Origin of the sequence: Starkeya nomas (assembly GCF_902703545.1) — a bacterium.
Classification (GTDB): domain Bacteria; phylum Pseudomonadota; class Alphaproteobacteria; order Rhizobiales; family Xanthobacteraceae; genus Ancylobacter; species Ancylobacter moscoviensis.
In genome coordinates, this window is record NZ_CACSAS010000001.1 from 1,165,158 (window position 1) to 1,181,098 (window position 15,941).

Genomic DNA, 15,941 nt, shown 5'->3' on the forward strand with positions numbered 1-15,941 from the left:
GCTTCCTTTTAGTTGGCGGCTGCAGGACTTGCAGCGATGTGGTCGTGATCGGTCGCCATGCCGACCGCCCGCCAGGCATCCAGGTCCGCCGCGAAGGCGCGCAGCATCTCGTCGGTGCGGCGGATGGCATCCGGGCCGAGCACCAGGTGCAGCGGCGGGTTGGCGGACTCGATCGCCTCCAGGATCGCCGCCACACCCTTTGCCGGATCGCCCGGTTGCCGGCCGGCGAGCCTGGCAAGATAGTCCGCCGAGGCGCCGGCCGTGTCGACATAATCGCCGCCCATCATCACCGTCGTGCGCAGCGAATGGCTGGTGAGGAAATCGGTGCGGAACGCGCCGGGCTCCACACAAGTGACCTTAATGCCGAGCGGCGCCACTTCGCGGGCAAGGCTCTGCGAGAGACCTTCAAGAGCGTATTTGGCGGCAGCGTAGTAGCCCGAGCCGGCACTTGCGGCGATGCCGGCAATCGAGGTGATGTTGACGATGTGCCCACGACGCTGCCCGCGCAGATGCGGCAACGCCGCCTGAATGATGCGCCGAGGGCCATGGAAGTTCACGTCCATGACGTGCTCGACTTCGGCATCAGTGGCGTCCTCGATCGAACTCATCAGCCCGTAGCCGGCATTGTTGACGACAACATCGATCGGCCCTGCGGCGAAGGCGGCCGCAACCACCTCGCGGACCGCGCCACCATCGGTAACGTCGAGCGGGAGAACAGTGAGCCGGCCTTCGGGCGCGGCGATGTCCGCCGTTCCCTCGCGCGTCGTGCCGATAAGGGTGTCGCCGCGCGCGAGAATCTGCCGGGCGAACTCCCTACCGAAGCCGCGCGAGATGCCGGTGACGAACCAGGTACGAGACGTATGGGGCATGGAGGTGATCCTTCAGCGGTCGAGCATTTCGAGGTCGTGAGGGTTGTAGCGCTGGCCGACCACGCCGGTGCGGTCCGCGATGGTGTCGAGGGTGGCGATTTCCGATGCCGTCAGCTTGAGTTTGGCTGCGGCGACATTGTCCTCGAGATAGCCTCGCCGCTTGGTGCCGGGGATCGGCACGATGTCGTCACCCCGTTGCAGGAGCCAGGCGAGCGCCACCTGCGCGGCTGTGGCGCCGCGAGCGGCGGCGAGTTCATGCACCGCGTCCGCGACGGCCATGTTCGCATCGAAATTGGTGCCCTGGAAACGGGGATCGCCCCAGGAGCGGAAGTCGGTGGCCGGATAATCCTCGGCGCGCTTCGCCTGCCCGGAGAGAAAACCGCGACCGAGCGGGCTGAACGGCACCAGGCCGATGCCGAGTTCCCGGATCACCGGCAGGATCGCATCGTCGAGACCGCGCTCCCACAGCGAATATTCGCTCTGTAGCGCCGAGACCGGCTGGACGGCATGGGCGCGCCGGATATTCCCGGCGCCCGCTTCCGAAAGGCCGAAATACAGCACCTTGCCCTCGGCGATGAGGTCTCTCACCGTTCCGGCGACGTCCTCCATCGGCACGCTCGGATCGACCCGGTGCTGGTAGACGAGATCGATGCGGTCGGTCTGGAGGCGTCGGAGCGAGGCGTCGACAACCTCGCGGATGTGGACCGGGCGGCTGTCGACGCCGGAGCGCGATCTGCCGTCCAACACGAAGCCGAACTTGGTGGCGATCACAACCTTGTCACGGTGCGGCTTCAGCGCACGGCCGAGCAGTTCCTCATTGGTGAAAGGCCCATAAGCCTCGGCCGTGTCGAAGAAGGTGACGCCGAGTTCGATGGCGCGCTCGATCGTGGTGGCGGATTCCGCGTCGTCGGGCGTGCCATAGGCATGGCTCATCCCCATGCAGCCGAGGCCGAGTTCAGAGACTTCGAGGCCCTGGCGGCCCAGCTTGCGTTTGCGGAGCATGATCTTCTCCCCTGCTTGTTTCACTATCTGCGTACCGGGAGGTGGCTGCCGCCAGTGATGAGGCCGCGGACCATCGGCCCAGCGATGAAGCGATGCGGAAAGATGGGATGGGGATCGCTCGCCGCGTCGAGCCGCGCGATCTGCGACGCGTCGAGCACAACGTCGAACGCCCCGAGATTGTCCTCCAGCTGCTTGAGTGTCCGCGCGCCGAGGATCGGCGTCGGGGCGCAGGGCCGCGCCAGCAGCCAGGCGATCGCGACCTGTGAGGCCGGCTTGCCGACTTCGTCGGCGATGTCGCGCACCGCATCGGCAATGCTAAGCGATCGCTCGGTCAAGCCGCCCATGGCGGCGATGACGTCGCGCCGCGAGCCGGTGACGGCGGCGCCTTCCTTCGCGCTTTCGAGATCGTTGCGGCCGTACTTGCCCGCCAGCAGCCCGCCGGCGAGCGGCGACCAAGGCACGATGCCGAGCCCAAGCGCCTCGGCCATCGGCACGAGTTCGTGCTCGACGGTCCGCTCGGCCAGGCTGTACTCGATCTGAAGGGCGATGAAGGGCGCCCAGCCACGCAAATCTGCCAGCGTCTGCATCTGCGCGATCCGCCAGGCCGGCGTGTTGGAGATGCCGACATAGGCGACCTTGCCGGCGCGCACCACGTCGTCGAGCGCGCGCATGATCTCGTCGACGCCAGTGGTGAAATCCCAACTGTGAAGGTAGAGTAGGTCGATCCAATCGGTATCGAGCTGGCGCAGCGAGGTCTCCACCGAGCGCAGGATGTTCAGACGGTGATTGCCGCCGGCATTGGGATTGCCCGGCTCGCGCGCCATGGAGAATTTGGTCGCGACCACGACCCGCTCGCGTTTGTCCTTCAGGAACGAGCCGAGGATGCGCTCGGAGGAGCCGTCGGTATAGTTCACTGACGTGTCGACGAAATTGCCGCCGCGCTCGACATAGGCGTCGAACATGGCACGCGCCTCTCTATCGTCGGCGCCCCAGCCCCAGTCGGTGCCGAAGGTCATGGTGCCCAGTGCAAGCGGGGAGACGCGAAGGCCGGAGCGGCCGAGCAGGCGATAATCGGAAAGTGCGGTCATGAGCAAACGCTCCTCATGTGATCTGCGCGACCTTGCCACCGGCTCTGCGGCGGCTTCTGCACACGCGGATGAAGATGGGTTTGAAAGCCGGGACGCGCACGCCGCCTTCGGCTCGCGGCGCGCAGCGGGCGTGTGTTCGCGGAACGCGGTAACGGATGCTGTAATCAGCGCCGCCGACGCAGGATCATGCCGCCATGATGCAGAGTGTCGGCGTCGACGAAGTTGCCGTCGGCGGTGAATCCGGTGTCGTCCCTATACTGGATATAGTCGCCGCGCACCTCGTAGCGGCCCCGATAGGCGCTCTCGCGCGTGCCTCGGGCCTCGTCATAGCGCCCATCGGGCAAAAGCTCGTGGCGGACGCGGCCATCGTCGGTCACCCACATGCCGACATAGGGATGATGCAGGTTCATAATGCTGTTGGTTCCCGTCTGGAGAGCGGCGGGTGGAGTTTGCATGCCGGCGGCGGGGGCGCTCCCGGCGAGGGTCAACGCCGCGATGCGCGCGAGGTGGTTCGATCTCAAGACCGCCTTCGGCATGGTCCTGTCTCCTTCCGTGTCGCTCGTCGTTGCGATGGTCGAGTCATAGCGCCGGGCATTGTCGCGATCAGCTTGTCAGGCCGGCATGTGCCAGTTAGAAATACTGGACAATGTCGGACGATATCGAGGGCATCTCCGTTTTCCTGGCGATCGCCGAGGCGCGGAATTTCCGGCTCGCCGGTGAACGCCTCGGTGTGACGCGCTCGGCCGTGAGTCAGGCGTTGCAGCGGCTGGAGGACAAGGTCGGTACCACGCTCGTCCAGCGCACGACACGCAGCGTGCATCTGACGGAAGCGGGCCAACTGTTCTATGACCGGGCTGTGCCTTCGCTCCTTCAGCTGCGCGAGGCGTTCGAGGCGGTGCGGGACTATCAGTCGAAGCCCGGCGGGCTGCTGCGGATCGCCGCCTCCTCGATCGCAGAGGGGTTCCTGTCCGGCCCCTTTCTCGCCGGGTTCGTCGCCGCACATCCGGAGGTGAGGCTCGACATCACCGTCTCCGACGAGGAGTTCGACATCGTCGAGGCTGGCTATGACGCGGGCGTGCGTCTCGGCGAGGTGATCGAGCAAGACATGATCGCTGTGCCGGCTTCGCCGCCGCAGCGACAATGTGCCGTCGCCGCCCCGGCCTATCTGGAACGCCACGGCGCGCCGGACCACCCGCGCGACCTGCAGGCCCATATCTGTATCGGCTGGCGCCCGCGGCCGGACACGGCGCCCTATCGCTGGGAGTTCACCGAGGATGGCAGGGATTTCGACGTCGCGGTCGATCCAGCGGTAACGACCAACGACATGCGCGTCATGATCCGCCTCGCCCTTGCCGGCGCGGGCATCACCTTCGGTATGAAGGACACCTTCCGGCCCTGGTTCGAAAGCGGCGAACTGGTGCCTCTGCTCGAGGCGTTCAGCCCGCCCTTCCAAGGCTTTCACCTCTATTACCCTTACCGCCAGCGCCAGCCGCTGAAGCTCAAACTGCTCGTGGACTACATCCGGCGGCGTGAGCCGTTCCGCTGAAGCGCCCGCTCACTCGCCCAAAGTCGTGGCTTGCCCGAGCCCGGGCGACCAGCGTTCCTCGATGCTGCCCAAGCGCCAGACCGCGAGAGCGGCCAGCCAGACCACGACGAACAGTCCGGCAATGACAAAGCCGGTGACGTTCAGGTCGAGTGCCGACACGAAGTCCCACACCGGCCCGCGAAGTTCGAGCCGCTCGGCAACGAGCCCGATGACTTCGATCGAGCCCACGATCAGCGCCACGGCGACCGACAGGCCGGTAACGACGAGGTTGTAATAGATCTTCCGCACCGGCCGGACGAAGGCCCAGCCATAGGCCGCCGTCATGAAGGAACCCTGCAACGTGTCGAATAGCGACATGCCGGCGGCGAACAGCACGGGCAGGCACAGTACGGCATACCAGGGCAGCCCGGAAACCGCGCTCGACGTGGCGAGAACCAAAAGGCCGACCTCCGTGGCAGTGTCGAAGCCGAGCCCGAACAGCAGGCCGACCAGATACATCTGCCACGGCTTCGTCACCGAGCCGGCGACGCGCCCGACGAGCCGGTTCATCAGGCCGCGTTCGTCGAGATGATGATCCAGCATGCCCTCGTTGGCGCCGCCGGTGCGAAGGTTGCGGCCGGTCCGCCAGATGTGGGCGAGGGTAACGAGGTTGAGGGCAGCGATGGCGAAGAGGAAGAGGCTGGAGGCGGCGGTCCCCAGCAGGCCGGTGACGAGATGGAAACGCGAATTCTCTTCCGCGATCGCCCCGTGAAGTGAGGTCGCCCCGAGCGCCAACAGAAGGGTGAGGGCAAGAACGATGGTCGAATGGCCGCACGAGAACCAGAAGCCGACGCGCGCCGGTTGGACGCCCTGCTGCATGAGCTCGCGGGTGGTGTTGTCGATGGCGGCGATATGATCGGCATCGAAAGCGTGGCGGACGCCGAGCATATAGGCCGTGACGCCGATACCGACCCTCAGCGTCGCCGTCTGCGGTCCGCTCTCCGCCGGAAAAGCCATTACCAGCAGCGCGCCCCAGCCGAGGACGTGTAGGCAGGCAATGGCCGCGCCCGCGCCGACGAGCGCGGCGGCGAATGACGATCCTGCGCCGGCTCCCCGCGTGGCCACCGGTGGCGACGTCTGAAAAGGCATCATCGACATTCTCAAAGCTCTTTCAGCGCAGAGAGGCGCCGATCTGGGTGGAGGAAAGCGGCAGGCGCCCAGGTGCGAGGAGAGTTGTGGGCGCAACTGGGCAGAGTTGCCCGTTGGGAAACTCTCATTGGGATAGGCCAATACATCTGGCAGCATGACAAAGAGGACAGCGCTACTGACGAGACACCTTAAACAAAGAAGCCGATGATACTTATAATAATATCACAACCAGCCAAACAATAAATCAGATTATTTCTTTCAATCGAAAGTAATTTCGTATTACTTGAAATTGTATGTCTATCTTATAAAAGATGCATGTATCCTTACTTCATTATTTACTTCTCGTATTTCACGTTTGCATGGCGGCGATCGTGGTCGATGTAGGATTGTTTCGCTTGACGGTGCCTCAGAGCGCCCCACGCCGATACTGCCCCGGAGAGACACCCATTGTCCGATGGAACGCGCGGGTGAACGCCGCTTGTGACGAGAATCCGGACAATTGTGCGATTTCGGCGAGCGAAGCCGAACCGGTGAGAATCATGCTCTTGGCTCGTTCCAGCCGTCGCCGGCTCAGATAACGATGCGGCGGGCATCCAACGGTCGCCGAAAAGGCGCGGCTGAAATGAAACTCGCTCATGCAGGCAACTGCGGCGAGATCGGAAAGTGAAATCTCATCGTCGAGATGGGCTTCCATGAAGCTCATCACGCGATTCAGACGGCTTGCATCGAGAGACGTGTTTGATCTGGGGGCGATGCGAGCGGACCTAGACTCGGCATAATGCTGCAACAGCCAAGCCACGAGCATGGTCGTCGCGGAGTCCACGAGCAGGAGGCTGGCAGAACTCTCGCGTATCATCTCACCCAAGATCACACGCCCAAAATGCTCAATCATCTCGTCGCGGGCAACCACAGCACTGCGCAGTTCCTTGCTGCCGGTGCGGCACTCCTCCGTTTCCGCGATCGCCGCTAAACTTGCGTCGGGTAGATAGATATGAGCCGCCATAAGGTCCGAACGGGAGGTACGAATCTCATCTGCCTGAACCCCTGCCGGACATATCCAGGTCGTGCCCGTCAGCGTTGGAACAGAATGTTCCCTGGATCCGAACTTGCAATTCGCGTTGCCGTACCGAGCGCCTTTGAGGAGAAAGACAATCTCCAGCTGTTCGCCGTTGTAGCCCGGACCTTCTGTTCCGCTGTGCGCCCGCAGCTCCGCGCTCACCCTCGACCAGTCACGCTCACCCGACGAGCGCACAAGCATGGATGTCGGATATTTTGCCTGTCCGTGTGAGTACATGTAGCGAAACCTATCGGAAAAGCGCCCTTCACCCACATATAAACGGGGCGAGCGGTATGCCACATCCTTCACGTACGGATATTAAGGCATGATCGCTCATTTCGCGATGTACCGAGAGCCAATCGCCAGTTGCCCCGTGATGCCGGCGCTCGGAGAGGCAGAGCTTGGCATGGGCAAGCTCCAATAAAGCGGACCTGCCTGGCATGGACGGTCATCCATTCCATATCTCGACGATGACTATCCCGGCGAGCAACGCAAGGCCCATACCAAGCAGACCAACGATCCATCCTCGGACCACTCTCCTCGACCCGGAGAGCAGAAGCTCTCGCTGGCGCCATGCCGCGATAACCAGCAGGAAAAGAGACAGGGAGAAGGCGATGCCTGCCGCAGCGAGCTGCATCGGCCCCGGCATGCCGAGATCATGTCTCACGAGCAACAAGCCGCCATTCATCATCGTCATGAGGGCCGTCCGAGCCCAGGAAAGATAGGTTCGCTGCGGCTGTAGGCCTAATCGGCCGGGGATCAGCCGGTCGCGGACATGATCGTCCCTCCAGGCTATCATCATCGACCGACGCCATAGGCGACGATGAGGCCAAGCACGATGGCACTGATCATCAGAATGGCCGTCGTCAGCAGCCAGACCGCCGCCGTCGGCGGCAGGTCCTCGTCGCGGCGCATGGCCTGCTGCACCACCCGCCAACGCCAGCTGCAATAGATCATGATCGTCATACTGATGAGCGCCAACAGGCAGCCGAGCAGCTTGCGCGCATCCAGTACCGCGAAGCCGGGAACCAGCTGAACGATCGCCACCGAGCCTGCCAGAAGACCGAGCGCGGTGCGCACCCAGGCGAGATAGGTGCGCTCGTTCGCCAGTGTGAAGCGGTAGTCCGGCTCGTGATCAAGTGCTTCCCGGGTCGCCCGGGCCCCTTCGCGTTCAGCGTCCATAGTAGATGGTCGAGACATGGGTTGCTTCCGCAAAGAACAGCCAGCGTTCGACCAGCAGCCCAGCCAGCGCGAGCAAGGCGGCAAGAATGGTCGCAATGACGGGCACGGTGCCGAGTGCGGCGACGACAATGAGAAGAGCAGGACAGAAGAAGGCGAGCACCAGGGCAATGTGCCTGAGTTTGGCGGCATGTTTGCGCGCGGTTTGGAAGCCCATCTCGCGCAATATGTAATTCTCGGTGAAATGTGGCCGGTCGAGTGGGCGCACATTGCCAAGAGCGGCGAGTCCCGTTGCAGAGGCGAGAGTGACGAGCGGCTTCTGTCGATCGATGAAGCGCCAGTAGGCAAGCTTGGCGCCCGCTGCGGCGAGGGCGCAGATCAGCGCACCCACCGCCAATTCCCACGGGAGACCGAACCATGCCGCCCACAACGCTACCATCAGCACCGCGCCGGAGAAGACCGCGTAGATCAGGTAGTCGGGCGCCGTATGACGGTTGTGCCACTGCCGGATCGGCTTGAGGCTGGCATAGATCATAGCCGTACAGCCGACGGTAACGAGGCCCATCACTGCCGCCGCGAGACCGAGAATCCGCGTGACGATCATGTCGGGGCCGAACCACCACCAGGAGGCGGCGAACAGCACCGCCGGCGGATAGGTCGCCATCGCCGCCACGCCTTCGCGCGAAAGCCAGGAGGAGCGCCATTGGCTAAAGGCACGCCACGCCCGCTCGGGATGGCCGAGATGAAGCGTCGATGCCATGAGCCCCGCGGCGGAAAACCCAAGGGCGACCACTACGGCCATCGGCACGAAAAAAAGCGAGGGCGGCACGAGCGCGAGCGCAGCGAGGAAGCCCACCCAGACCAGCAAGCCAAAGCCGAAGCCGGTCAGCGTGGTCAGCAGGAGCACGGAGCTTGCGGGAATCATCGCGAAAGGACCTTGTCGATCAGCCGCAAAAGTGCATTGGCGCCATTGGCGGATGGGCGTTCGAGCGGCTTGGCGGGAATGGTCGTGCGTCGCGGCGGCAGGTACTTGTTGGTCGGCCGGTAGCCGAGCTCGGGCATCAGATCGACGCCGCCGCGCGCCGCCACAAGCTGCGAGACATCGCTCTCGGGATCGCCAAGATCGCCGAAGTGGCGTGCGCGCGAGGGACAGGTGGCGACACAGGCCGGCTCGCGCTCCTCGACCGGCAGGTTCTCGTTGTAGATGCGGTCGATGCAGAGCGTGCACTTCTTCATGACGCCCTGGTCCTCGTCGAACTCGCGCGCGCCATAGGGACAGGCCCAGGAGCACAGCTTGCAGCCGATGCAGATGTCGGTGTTCACGAGGACGATGCCGTCTTCCGGGCGCTTGTAGGAGGCGCCGGTCGGGCAGACGGTGACGCATTGGGGCTGTTCGCAATGCAAGCAGGAACGCGGAAAATTCACCGTCTTGCTGCCGCAGGCATCGGCCGTGCCCGTGTTCACTTCGTAGGAATGGATGCGGTTGAACCAGACCCCGTCGGGGTTCTTGCCGTAGGGATCGTAGTCCGGCAGCGGCGCGTAGTGGCCGCCCGTGTTCCACTCCTTGCAGTTTACGGCGCAGGCATGGCAGCCCACGCAGGTGTCGAGATCGATGACCAGACCGAGCTTCTTCGCGCCCGGCTGCAGTGGCGGCAGGCTCGTCATGACGCAGGCGCCTTTCGTTTCGCGCCGGCCGTCCTGGCGCCGAAGCGCAGGATCGACGGGCGGGAGGGCTGGAAGGGTGGCGTGAGCGTGCCCGGATGCGGCGCGGTTTCTTCCACCGATCCCGGCGCGCAGCGTTCCACCCGCACGGTCAAGTCGAACCAGGCCGCCTGGCCGGTGACGGGATCGCTGTTGGAAGCGCGTCGGCCGTCCGCGTCGGGCGGCAGATATTCCGAGATGATGTGGTTGAGCAGGAAACCGGTGTGCGATTCCGGTGCGTCCTTGTCGAGCGCCCATGCACCGGAGCGCTTGCCGATGGCGTTCCAGGTCCACACCGTGCCGGGGTTCAATCCGTCCATCACCCGCGCGCGGCACTTCAGTTCGCCGTTGCGGCTTTCCACCCGCACCCAATCCTCGTCGGCGATGCCGAGTTCGGCGGCGGTGGCACGGGCGATGTAGAGACGGTTCTCGGAGAGGATCTGTCGCAGCCACGCATTCTGCGAGCCCCAGGAATGGTACATGGCCATGGGCCGCTGGGTGATCGCGTGCAATGGATAGCGGTCGAGATCGACCCGCGTTTCCTCGATCGGCGCGTACCAGAACGGCAGCGGATCCATGAAGCGCGCGGTGCGCTCGCGCAGCCGCTCCGGCGGCTGGATCGGCCCGTGTCCTTCAGCGGCGAGGCGGAATTTCTGCAGCGTCTCGCTATAGATTTCGAGCGTGATCTTGCCGGCGTGATCGATCAGGCCCATCGCCTCGGCGCCGTCCAGATAGGCCTGGTTGTCGTATTTGAAGTACAGCTGTTCGGCCGGCAGGTGATGACGCCAGAAGCTGCCATTGGCGATGTAGCGATCGAGCTGCTCGGGATTCGGCGCGCCACGGCCGATCGCTGTCCCGTCGGCACCACGGAAACCGGCCAGCGGGCCGATGCCGGGCCGACGTTCGTGGCGCACGATATAATCGGCATACGAAGCATAGAGCGGCGCACCGGCGCTATCGACGAAGTTCGGCAAGCCGAGCCGGCCGGCGAGTTCGATCAGCACGTCCTGGAACGGGCGCACGTCGCGGTCGGGCTTCAGCACCGGTACGCGGATCGCATCCGCCGGCCCGTGTGCCGAGCCGATGGGGCGGTCAAGCAGCGAGATACAGTCGTAGCGCTCCAGATAGGTCGTATCCGGCAGCACCAGATCGGCATAGTCGACGGTCTCGGAGAAGAAGGCGTCGACATAGATGACGAAGGGAATGCGGTAGTTGCCGGCCTCGTCGGTGTCGGTCAGCATCCGGGTCGCCTCACCCGGATTCATCGCCGAATTCCACGCGACGTTCGACATGTAGAGGAACAGCGTATCGATGGGCTGCCGGTCCTGCAGGTGGGCCTCGGCAATCGCCATGTGCATCAGCCCGTGAATGGCGATCGGCGCATCCCAGGAGAAGGCCCGGTCGAGCCGCAGCGCCTCTCCGCGGCCATCGACCAGCAGGTCTTCGGGGCCGTGCGGGAAGCCGAGCGGCGGCGTGGTGAGCGCGCCGTCGGTACACCGCTCCCGCCCGCCAGGCGCCGCGCCGGACGCGACGTGCTTGGGGTAAGGCGATTTGTAGCGCCAGGAGCCTGGCGTATCGATCGCGCCCAGCAGCATCTGCAGCAGATGGATGGCCCGGCAGGTATGAAAGCCGTTGGAATGCGCCGAGATGCCGCGCATGGCATGAATGGCGACCGGCCGGCCGAGCATGGTTTCGTGCCGCCGGCCGGCCGTATCGGTCCAGGGCTGCTGAAGGACGACCGGCTGCTCAAAGGCGACCTCCGCCATCTCGGCTGCGAGACGGCGGATCGTCTCGGCCGAGATGCCGCAGCGCTCGGCCACCGCCTCGGGCGCATATTCGGGTGCGAGATAGCGCTCGGCCGCCAGCGCGAAGGCCGGACGCACCGAGCGCCCGTCCGGTAGGGTGAAGGTGCCCAGAAGAGCGGGATCGATTCCGACCGCCTCCGCTTCCGCCGGGGCGCCGCACGCCCGGTCCCAGGCCATCGGCCGGCCCTCGCCGTCGCGGGCGAACAGGCCGTTCTCCGCCGTGCCGGGCGCATCGATGACGAGATAATGCGCGTTGGTGTGGCGCACGAGGAAGTCGACGTCGATCTTCCCCGCTTCCAGCAGGCAATGCACGAGCGCGAGGATGAACAGCCCGTCCGTTCCCGGCGTGATGCCGACGAATTCGTCGGCGATGGCGGCATAGCCGGTGCGGACCGGATTGACCGCCACCACCTTGGCCCCGCGCTCCTTCAGCCGGCCGAGGCCGAGCTTGATCGGGTTGGAATCATGGTCTTCGGCGATGCCGATCATCAGGAAGAGCTTCGTCTCGTCCCAATCGGGTTCGCCGAACTCCCAAAAGGCTCCGCCGACGGAATAGAGGCCGGCGGCAGCCATGTTGACGGTACAGAACCCGCCATGGGCGGCGAAGTTCATGGTGCCGAACATCTGCGCGAAATAGCCGGTCAACGCCTGCGACTGATCACGGCCGGTAAAGATGGCGAGACGGTCGGGATCGGTACGGCGGATGCGGGCGAGGCGCTCGGTCGCGATCGCCATCGCCTCGGCCCACTCGATTTCCTGAAATTGGCCCGAGCCGCGCGGCCCCACCCGCTTGAGCGGCTTGCGCAGCCGCGCCGGCGACAGCACGTTCATGATGCCCGCCGAGCCCTTGGCGCATAGCACGCCCCGGTTCACGGGATGTTTGCGGTTGCCCTCGATATAGCGGAGTTGACCATCACGAAGCGTAACTTTGATCCCGCAGCGGCATGCACACATGTAGCAGGTGGTGAAGGTCGTGCTGTCACCTGCCGGATCCGAATATTCGACGTGATCTTTCGGCATGATCATCAACCTGAATCATCGCTTGATTTGATTTCATTCTACAATATACGAGGATGAATAATCTTTCAGATAAGAATGATGATAATGTAATATATTTTATGATCTTTACAGGATCCGTATCACGATCACACGCAGCTGCGCCTCCGTTGAAACTTCCCGGAGGCGCATTCCGAATTGTCCTTGGGTGCGAGGAGGCGGACGCTCACCGGCCCGGGCTGATCCATCCCCATTTCTGGAAGATCGCAGCACCGTCAGCGCTTTTCAGGAACGCCACGAAGTCGGCGGCCAGCGGCTTGTCGTGCCCGCGCGTCGTCGCGACGATGCCGGCGTCCCGGTATATGCGATGCTCGGGATCAATCTCCACCAGATCGGCGAGGGTCGGGTTGGAGACCTGCCAGATGTTCCAGATGATCCAGGCGTCGAACGACGGATCCTCCACCCAGTTCTGCCGGGCAACGGCGCTGTTCGGGGCGAAGGAGGCGACATTGGCCCGCAGCCGGCGGACATCGACGATATCGCCACTCCGGCCCGCCACGTCCTCCCACATGCCGGTCTGCCCCGCGCCGTGCACGACAAGCACTTTCATGCCCGGCTTCATGAGGTCGGCGAGACCGCCGATCTTCTTGGGGTTGCCGGGCCGAACCAGTATCGCGGCGGCGCGCAGATAGAGCGGCTCGACGTCCGTGCTATGGATCTGGCCGCCCAAGGCCGTCACGAAGTCGGTCATCATGGATTCGGAGCCGCTGTAGACGAGATCGGCGTCCTGGCGCGCCTTCTCGATCCAGGCCGAGGTGGGGCCGGCAGTGACGGCGACGTCCACTCCCCGGAGCTTGCCGAAGGTGGCTGCCGCCTCCTTCATCGCCGGGGCCGGTCCGCCCGGCCCATAGATGTTCAGATCGGCCGCCCGCGCCGCGGGTACGATGGCAACGGCAACGGCGAGGGACAGAAGAAGGGATTTGAGCACAATGATGTCTCCAGCTTCAGGCACATGGCCGGCCGGCTCGCGGGATGCGCCGGTCGGCCTCTCGAAGGGCGAATGGTTCAGTTGGTCGCGGCGGGATTGACCTGCCAGATTTCATCGACCAGCTTCCCCTCGCGATAGAGCAGGACGTAGCGGACTTTAACGGTGTTCCGGCCCGCGAAGGCGACGTCAGCGGTCACAGTCGCCCCCTTCGGGTTGGCCGCTTCCGACATCGAGGCGACCGTGGCCTTCTGGTCGCCCTGTGCGGCAAAGAACTTCGACCAGATTTCCCGGATGCTGCCGGGATCGCCATAGGTGCCGTCGAGCGGGCCGCCAACCCAGTGCAGCGTCGCGCCGGGCGCATAGGCGTCCGTGACGGGGGAAAGGAGTCCTGCCGCGATGGCCTCGACACGGGCTCGTGCGAGATCCACGGCCGGCCCAGCAAGAGCGGCCTGGCCGCTGGCCACGGACAACACAGCCGACAAGGCGATGAGTTGAAGGCGCATGCTCGGTATCTCCCATGATGGCATCAGGGGAGACTCGAGCTGCGCACGTTTATTCCACGTCCCGGTACGAATTATCTCCGGTGCACGGCGGCCGGCGTCCATTCGAGCAAAAGGGCGAGAAAATAGCGCCCAGCTGGAATAAATGGATCGAAGGCAAGTCTCCATCCCTGACAGCGGCGAACAAGCTGCAAGGAGAATCCCATGCGAAAACGATATTTGACAACCGTGGGTGCTTTGCTGGCCGTGTGCCTGACCAACACCATGGTCGAGGCCCATGATAGCCAGCACACAATCCCGTCCGATGCCCCACCGGCGCATTCCGCACTGGCGACAGAGGTACTTTTCTTTCCGAAAACTCCGCGGCCATGGACCGGATGATGGCCGGAATGGACGTGAAGCCGACCGGCAACATCGATGCCGACTTCACCGCCATGATGATCCCGCACCACCAGGGTGCCATCGACATGGCGGTCGCTTATCTGCGCTACGGCACGGATCCACAGTTGCGCAGGATTGCGCAAGAAATTGTGGTCGAGCAGCAGCAGCAGATCGCCACGATGCGGCTGGCGCCCGGCCAGCCGCTGCCGCCTTCGGCTCCGGCCTTTACCCAGCCCGAAGCGAGAATGGGCATCCCCGCCGCTGCGCAGGGCCCGTCGACCGTATCTCATGATGCGATGGCCGCTTCCCCGGCCATGCAGATGAAGTAGGAATTCATCCCGATGATCACCCACCTCCTTCGCGCGGCGCTTGCAGGAACGATGCTCGCCTGTGCCGTACCTGCCTTCGCGGGGCAGGCTCCCTTCACGACCTCCACGCCGAACGTCCCCGTGAGCAGCCGTGACCGTGTCTATGCCGCCGAGCAGTTCTCCAACACCGTGTCGGTGAGCGATCCCGCGACCAACAAGCTGCTTGGCGTCATCCGCCTCGGCGATCCCCAGCCCGGCAATTTCAGTCCGCTCTACCGGGGGCAGGTGCTGGTGCATGGCATGGGTTTCTCGCCGGATGGCCGGACGCTCGCCGTCGTCTCCATCGGCTCCAATTCCGTCACCTTTATCGACACCGTGACCAATGCGGTGAAACACACCACGTATGTTGGACGGTCCCCGCACGAAGCTTTTTTCATCCCCGATGGCAAGGAAGTGTGGGTTACGGTACGCGGCGAGGATTATGTCGCGGCTCTGGACGCCAAGACCTACGAGGAAACGGCCCGCATCAAGGTACCCAATGGGCCCGGGATTCAGATTTTCTAGCCGGACAGGAAATATGGCTATGTCTGTTCTTCTTTCTCGCCGGAAACGGCGGTGATTTCACTGGCGGACCACATGATCGTCGGCCATTTGAAGCAGGCGAGCCCGTTCTGTCCGAACATCGCCGCCACACCGGATGGCAGGTAGATCTCGTTCACGCTGAAGGACATCGGCAAGACGCAGGTGTTCAACGCACAGCCGCGCTTCGAGGTCATCCAGACCATCGATACCGGGCCTATCACCAATCACGTCAATTTCGCGCAGAATGCGAACGGCACCTTCGCCTACGTAGCCGTGGGAGGCCTGAATCAGGTGAAAGTCTTCCGCACCGACGATTTTTCGCTCGTTGCGACTATCCCAGCCGGCAATCTGCCGCACGGCCTGTGGCCCTCGGGCGATGGCTCGCGCATCTATATCGGGCTTGAGAACGCCGACGCGCTCGTCGACATCGGCACGCCGACCAACAAGGTCGTTGCCACAATCCCGATAGGTCAGGCGCCGCAGGCTGTCGTTTATGTGCCGGATGCAGTGCCACAAGGCGACGGCACAGCGAATTACCAGCCGCTCGGTATCGCCGGCGAGGCCACTCATCTCTCGCTCGCCAGCGCCGGCAACGCCGCAGTGAGCAGCGTCTCTTTGTTCGATCAGGGCTTGATACAGGTGCTGCAGGCCTCGGTCACCGGCCTCGAACCAGAAGAAAGCTTACCTGCCTGCGCTTGCCGCCCAGCCGGACGGCGGTGGGTCGCTACAGCCGCTTTCCGCCTTCACGACCAACCCCGCTGGCTCGGCCAGCGCGCGCAGCGGGACCAGCTGAGAGCCGCCTTCGACCCGG

At 64.1% G+C, this 15,941-nt stretch carries 14 protein-coding genes and 2 pseudogenes; 3 read left to right on the forward strand and 13 right to left on the reverse strand.

Annotated features, from left to right (window positions below; genetic code table 11):
* Positions 1 to 8: 8 nt before the first annotated feature.
* From STARVERO_RS05600 to STARVERO_RS05615, 4 genes are all read right to left on the reverse strand, one after another.
* On the reverse strand, positions 9 to 869 hold the full coding sequence (locus STARVERO_RS05600; RefSeq protein ID WP_159598178.1) for an SDR family NAD(P)-dependent oxidoreductase: 861 nt from the start codon (positions 867 to 869) through the stop codon (positions 9 to 11).
* Positions 870 to 881: 12 nt separating this feature from the next.
* Entirely contained in the window at positions 882 to 1,874 is a 993-nt protein-coding gene (locus STARVERO_RS05605) for an aldo/keto reductase (RefSeq protein WP_200837895.1), read from the reverse strand.
* A gap of 20 nt (positions 1,875 to 1,894) precedes the next feature.
* Complete coding sequence (locus STARVERO_RS05610; RefSeq protein ID WP_159598180.1) at positions 1,895 to 2,959, reverse strand: aldo/keto reductase; 1,065 nt, start codon at positions 2,957 to 2,959, stop codon at positions 1,895 to 1,897.
* Between the two features lie 164 nt (positions 2,960 to 3,123).
* Complete coding sequence (locus tag STARVERO_RS05615) at positions 3,124 to 3,495, reverse strand: Atu4866 domain-containing protein (RefSeq protein WP_159598181.1); 372 nt, start codon at positions 3,493 to 3,495, stop codon at positions 3,124 to 3,126.
* Between the two features lie 110 nt (positions 3,496 to 3,605).
* On the opposite strand from STARVERO_RS05615, the gene STARVERO_RS05620 reads away from it, so the two are divergent.
* The gene (locus tag STARVERO_RS05620) at positions 3,606 to 4,505 is read left to right on the forward strand and encodes a LysR family transcriptional regulator (RefSeq protein WP_159598182.1); all 900 of its coding nucleotides are present in this window, start codon (positions 3,606 to 3,608) and stop codon (positions 4,503 to 4,505) included.
* Between the two features lie 9 nt (positions 4,506 to 4,514).
* Here STARVERO_RS05620 and nicT read toward each other — a convergent pair whose 3' ends face one another.
* The 9 genes and pseudogenes from nicT to STARVERO_RS05665 all read right to left on the reverse strand — a co-directional run bounded on the left by nicT (position 4,515) and on the right by STARVERO_RS05665 (position 13,862).
* Positions 4,515 to 5,636 (reverse strand): Nickel transporter NicT, encoded by a 1,122-nt coding sequence (gene nicT, locus STARVERO_RS05625; RefSeq protein ID WP_200837697.1) that lies wholly within the window; start codon positions 5,634 to 5,636, stop codon positions 4,515 to 4,517.
* 403 nt (positions 5,637 to 6,039) lie between these two features.
* Complete coding sequence (locus tag STARVERO_RS05630) at positions 6,040 to 6,852, reverse strand: helix-turn-helix domain-containing protein (protein ID WP_159598184.1); 813 nt, start codon at positions 6,850 to 6,852, stop codon at positions 6,040 to 6,042.
* A gap of 286 nt (positions 6,853 to 7,138) precedes the next feature.
* Complete coding sequence (locus STARVERO_RS05635) at positions 7,139 to 7,492, reverse strand: DUF202 domain-containing protein (protein WP_159598185.1); 354 nt, start codon at positions 7,490 to 7,492, stop codon at positions 7,139 to 7,141.
* A complete protein-coding gene (locus STARVERO_RS05640) occupies positions 7,489 to 7,872 on the reverse strand; it encodes a YidH family protein (RefSeq protein WP_159598186.1) in 384 nt (127 codons plus the stop codon). The genes STARVERO_RS05635 and STARVERO_RS05640 overlap by 4 nt, the downstream gene beginning before the upstream one ends.
* Positions 7,862 to 8,776 (reverse strand): dimethyl sulfoxide reductase anchor subunit family protein, encoded by a 915-nt coding sequence (locus STARVERO_RS05645; protein WP_308676816.1) that lies wholly within the window; start codon positions 8,774 to 8,776, stop codon positions 7,862 to 7,864. The genes STARVERO_RS05640 and STARVERO_RS05645 overlap by 11 nt, the downstream gene beginning before the upstream one ends.
* Before the next feature lie 14 nt (positions 8,777 to 8,790).
* Positions 8,791 to 9,534, reverse strand: coding sequence for a 4Fe-4S dicluster domain-containing protein (locus STARVERO_RS05650; RefSeq protein WP_159598188.1), 744 nt, complete (start codon positions 9,532 to 9,534; stop codon positions 8,791 to 8,793).
* A pseudogene (locus STARVERO_RS05655) lies at positions 9,531 to 12,386 on the reverse strand (molybdopterin oxidoreductase family protein); the annotation flags it as partial. The pseudogene STARVERO_RS05655 and the gene STARVERO_RS05650, both read right to left, overlap by 4 nt.
* 211 nt (positions 12,387 to 12,597) lie before the next feature.
* A complete protein-coding gene (locus STARVERO_RS05660) occupies positions 12,598 to 13,359 on the reverse strand; it encodes a substrate-binding domain-containing protein (RefSeq protein WP_210253537.1) in 762 nt (253 codons plus the stop codon).
* Positions 13,360 to 13,436: 77 nt separating this feature from the next.
* Positions 13,437 to 13,862: a nuclear transport factor 2-like protein gene (locus STARVERO_RS05665; protein ID WP_159598190.1), complete on the reverse strand. Its 426-nt coding sequence runs from the start codon at positions 13,860 to 13,862 to the stop codon at positions 13,437 to 13,439.
* Between the two features lie 365 nt (positions 13,863 to 14,227).
* On the opposite strand from STARVERO_RS05665, the gene STARVERO_RS05670 reads away from it, so the two are divergent.
* Both STARVERO_RS05670 and STARVERO_RS05675 read left to right on the forward strand, forming a co-directional pair.
* Positions 14,228 to 14,569, forward strand: a complete 342-nt coding sequence (locus STARVERO_RS05670) for a DUF305 domain-containing protein (RefSeq protein ID WP_159598191.1) — start codon at positions 14,228 to 14,230, stop codon at positions 14,567 to 14,569.
* Between the two features lie 12 nt (positions 14,570 to 14,581).
* Positions 14,582 to 15,899: pseudogene (locus tag STARVERO_RS05675) on the forward strand (YncE family protein); the annotation flags it as partial.
* Positions 15,900 to 15,941 lie beyond the last annotated feature (42 nt).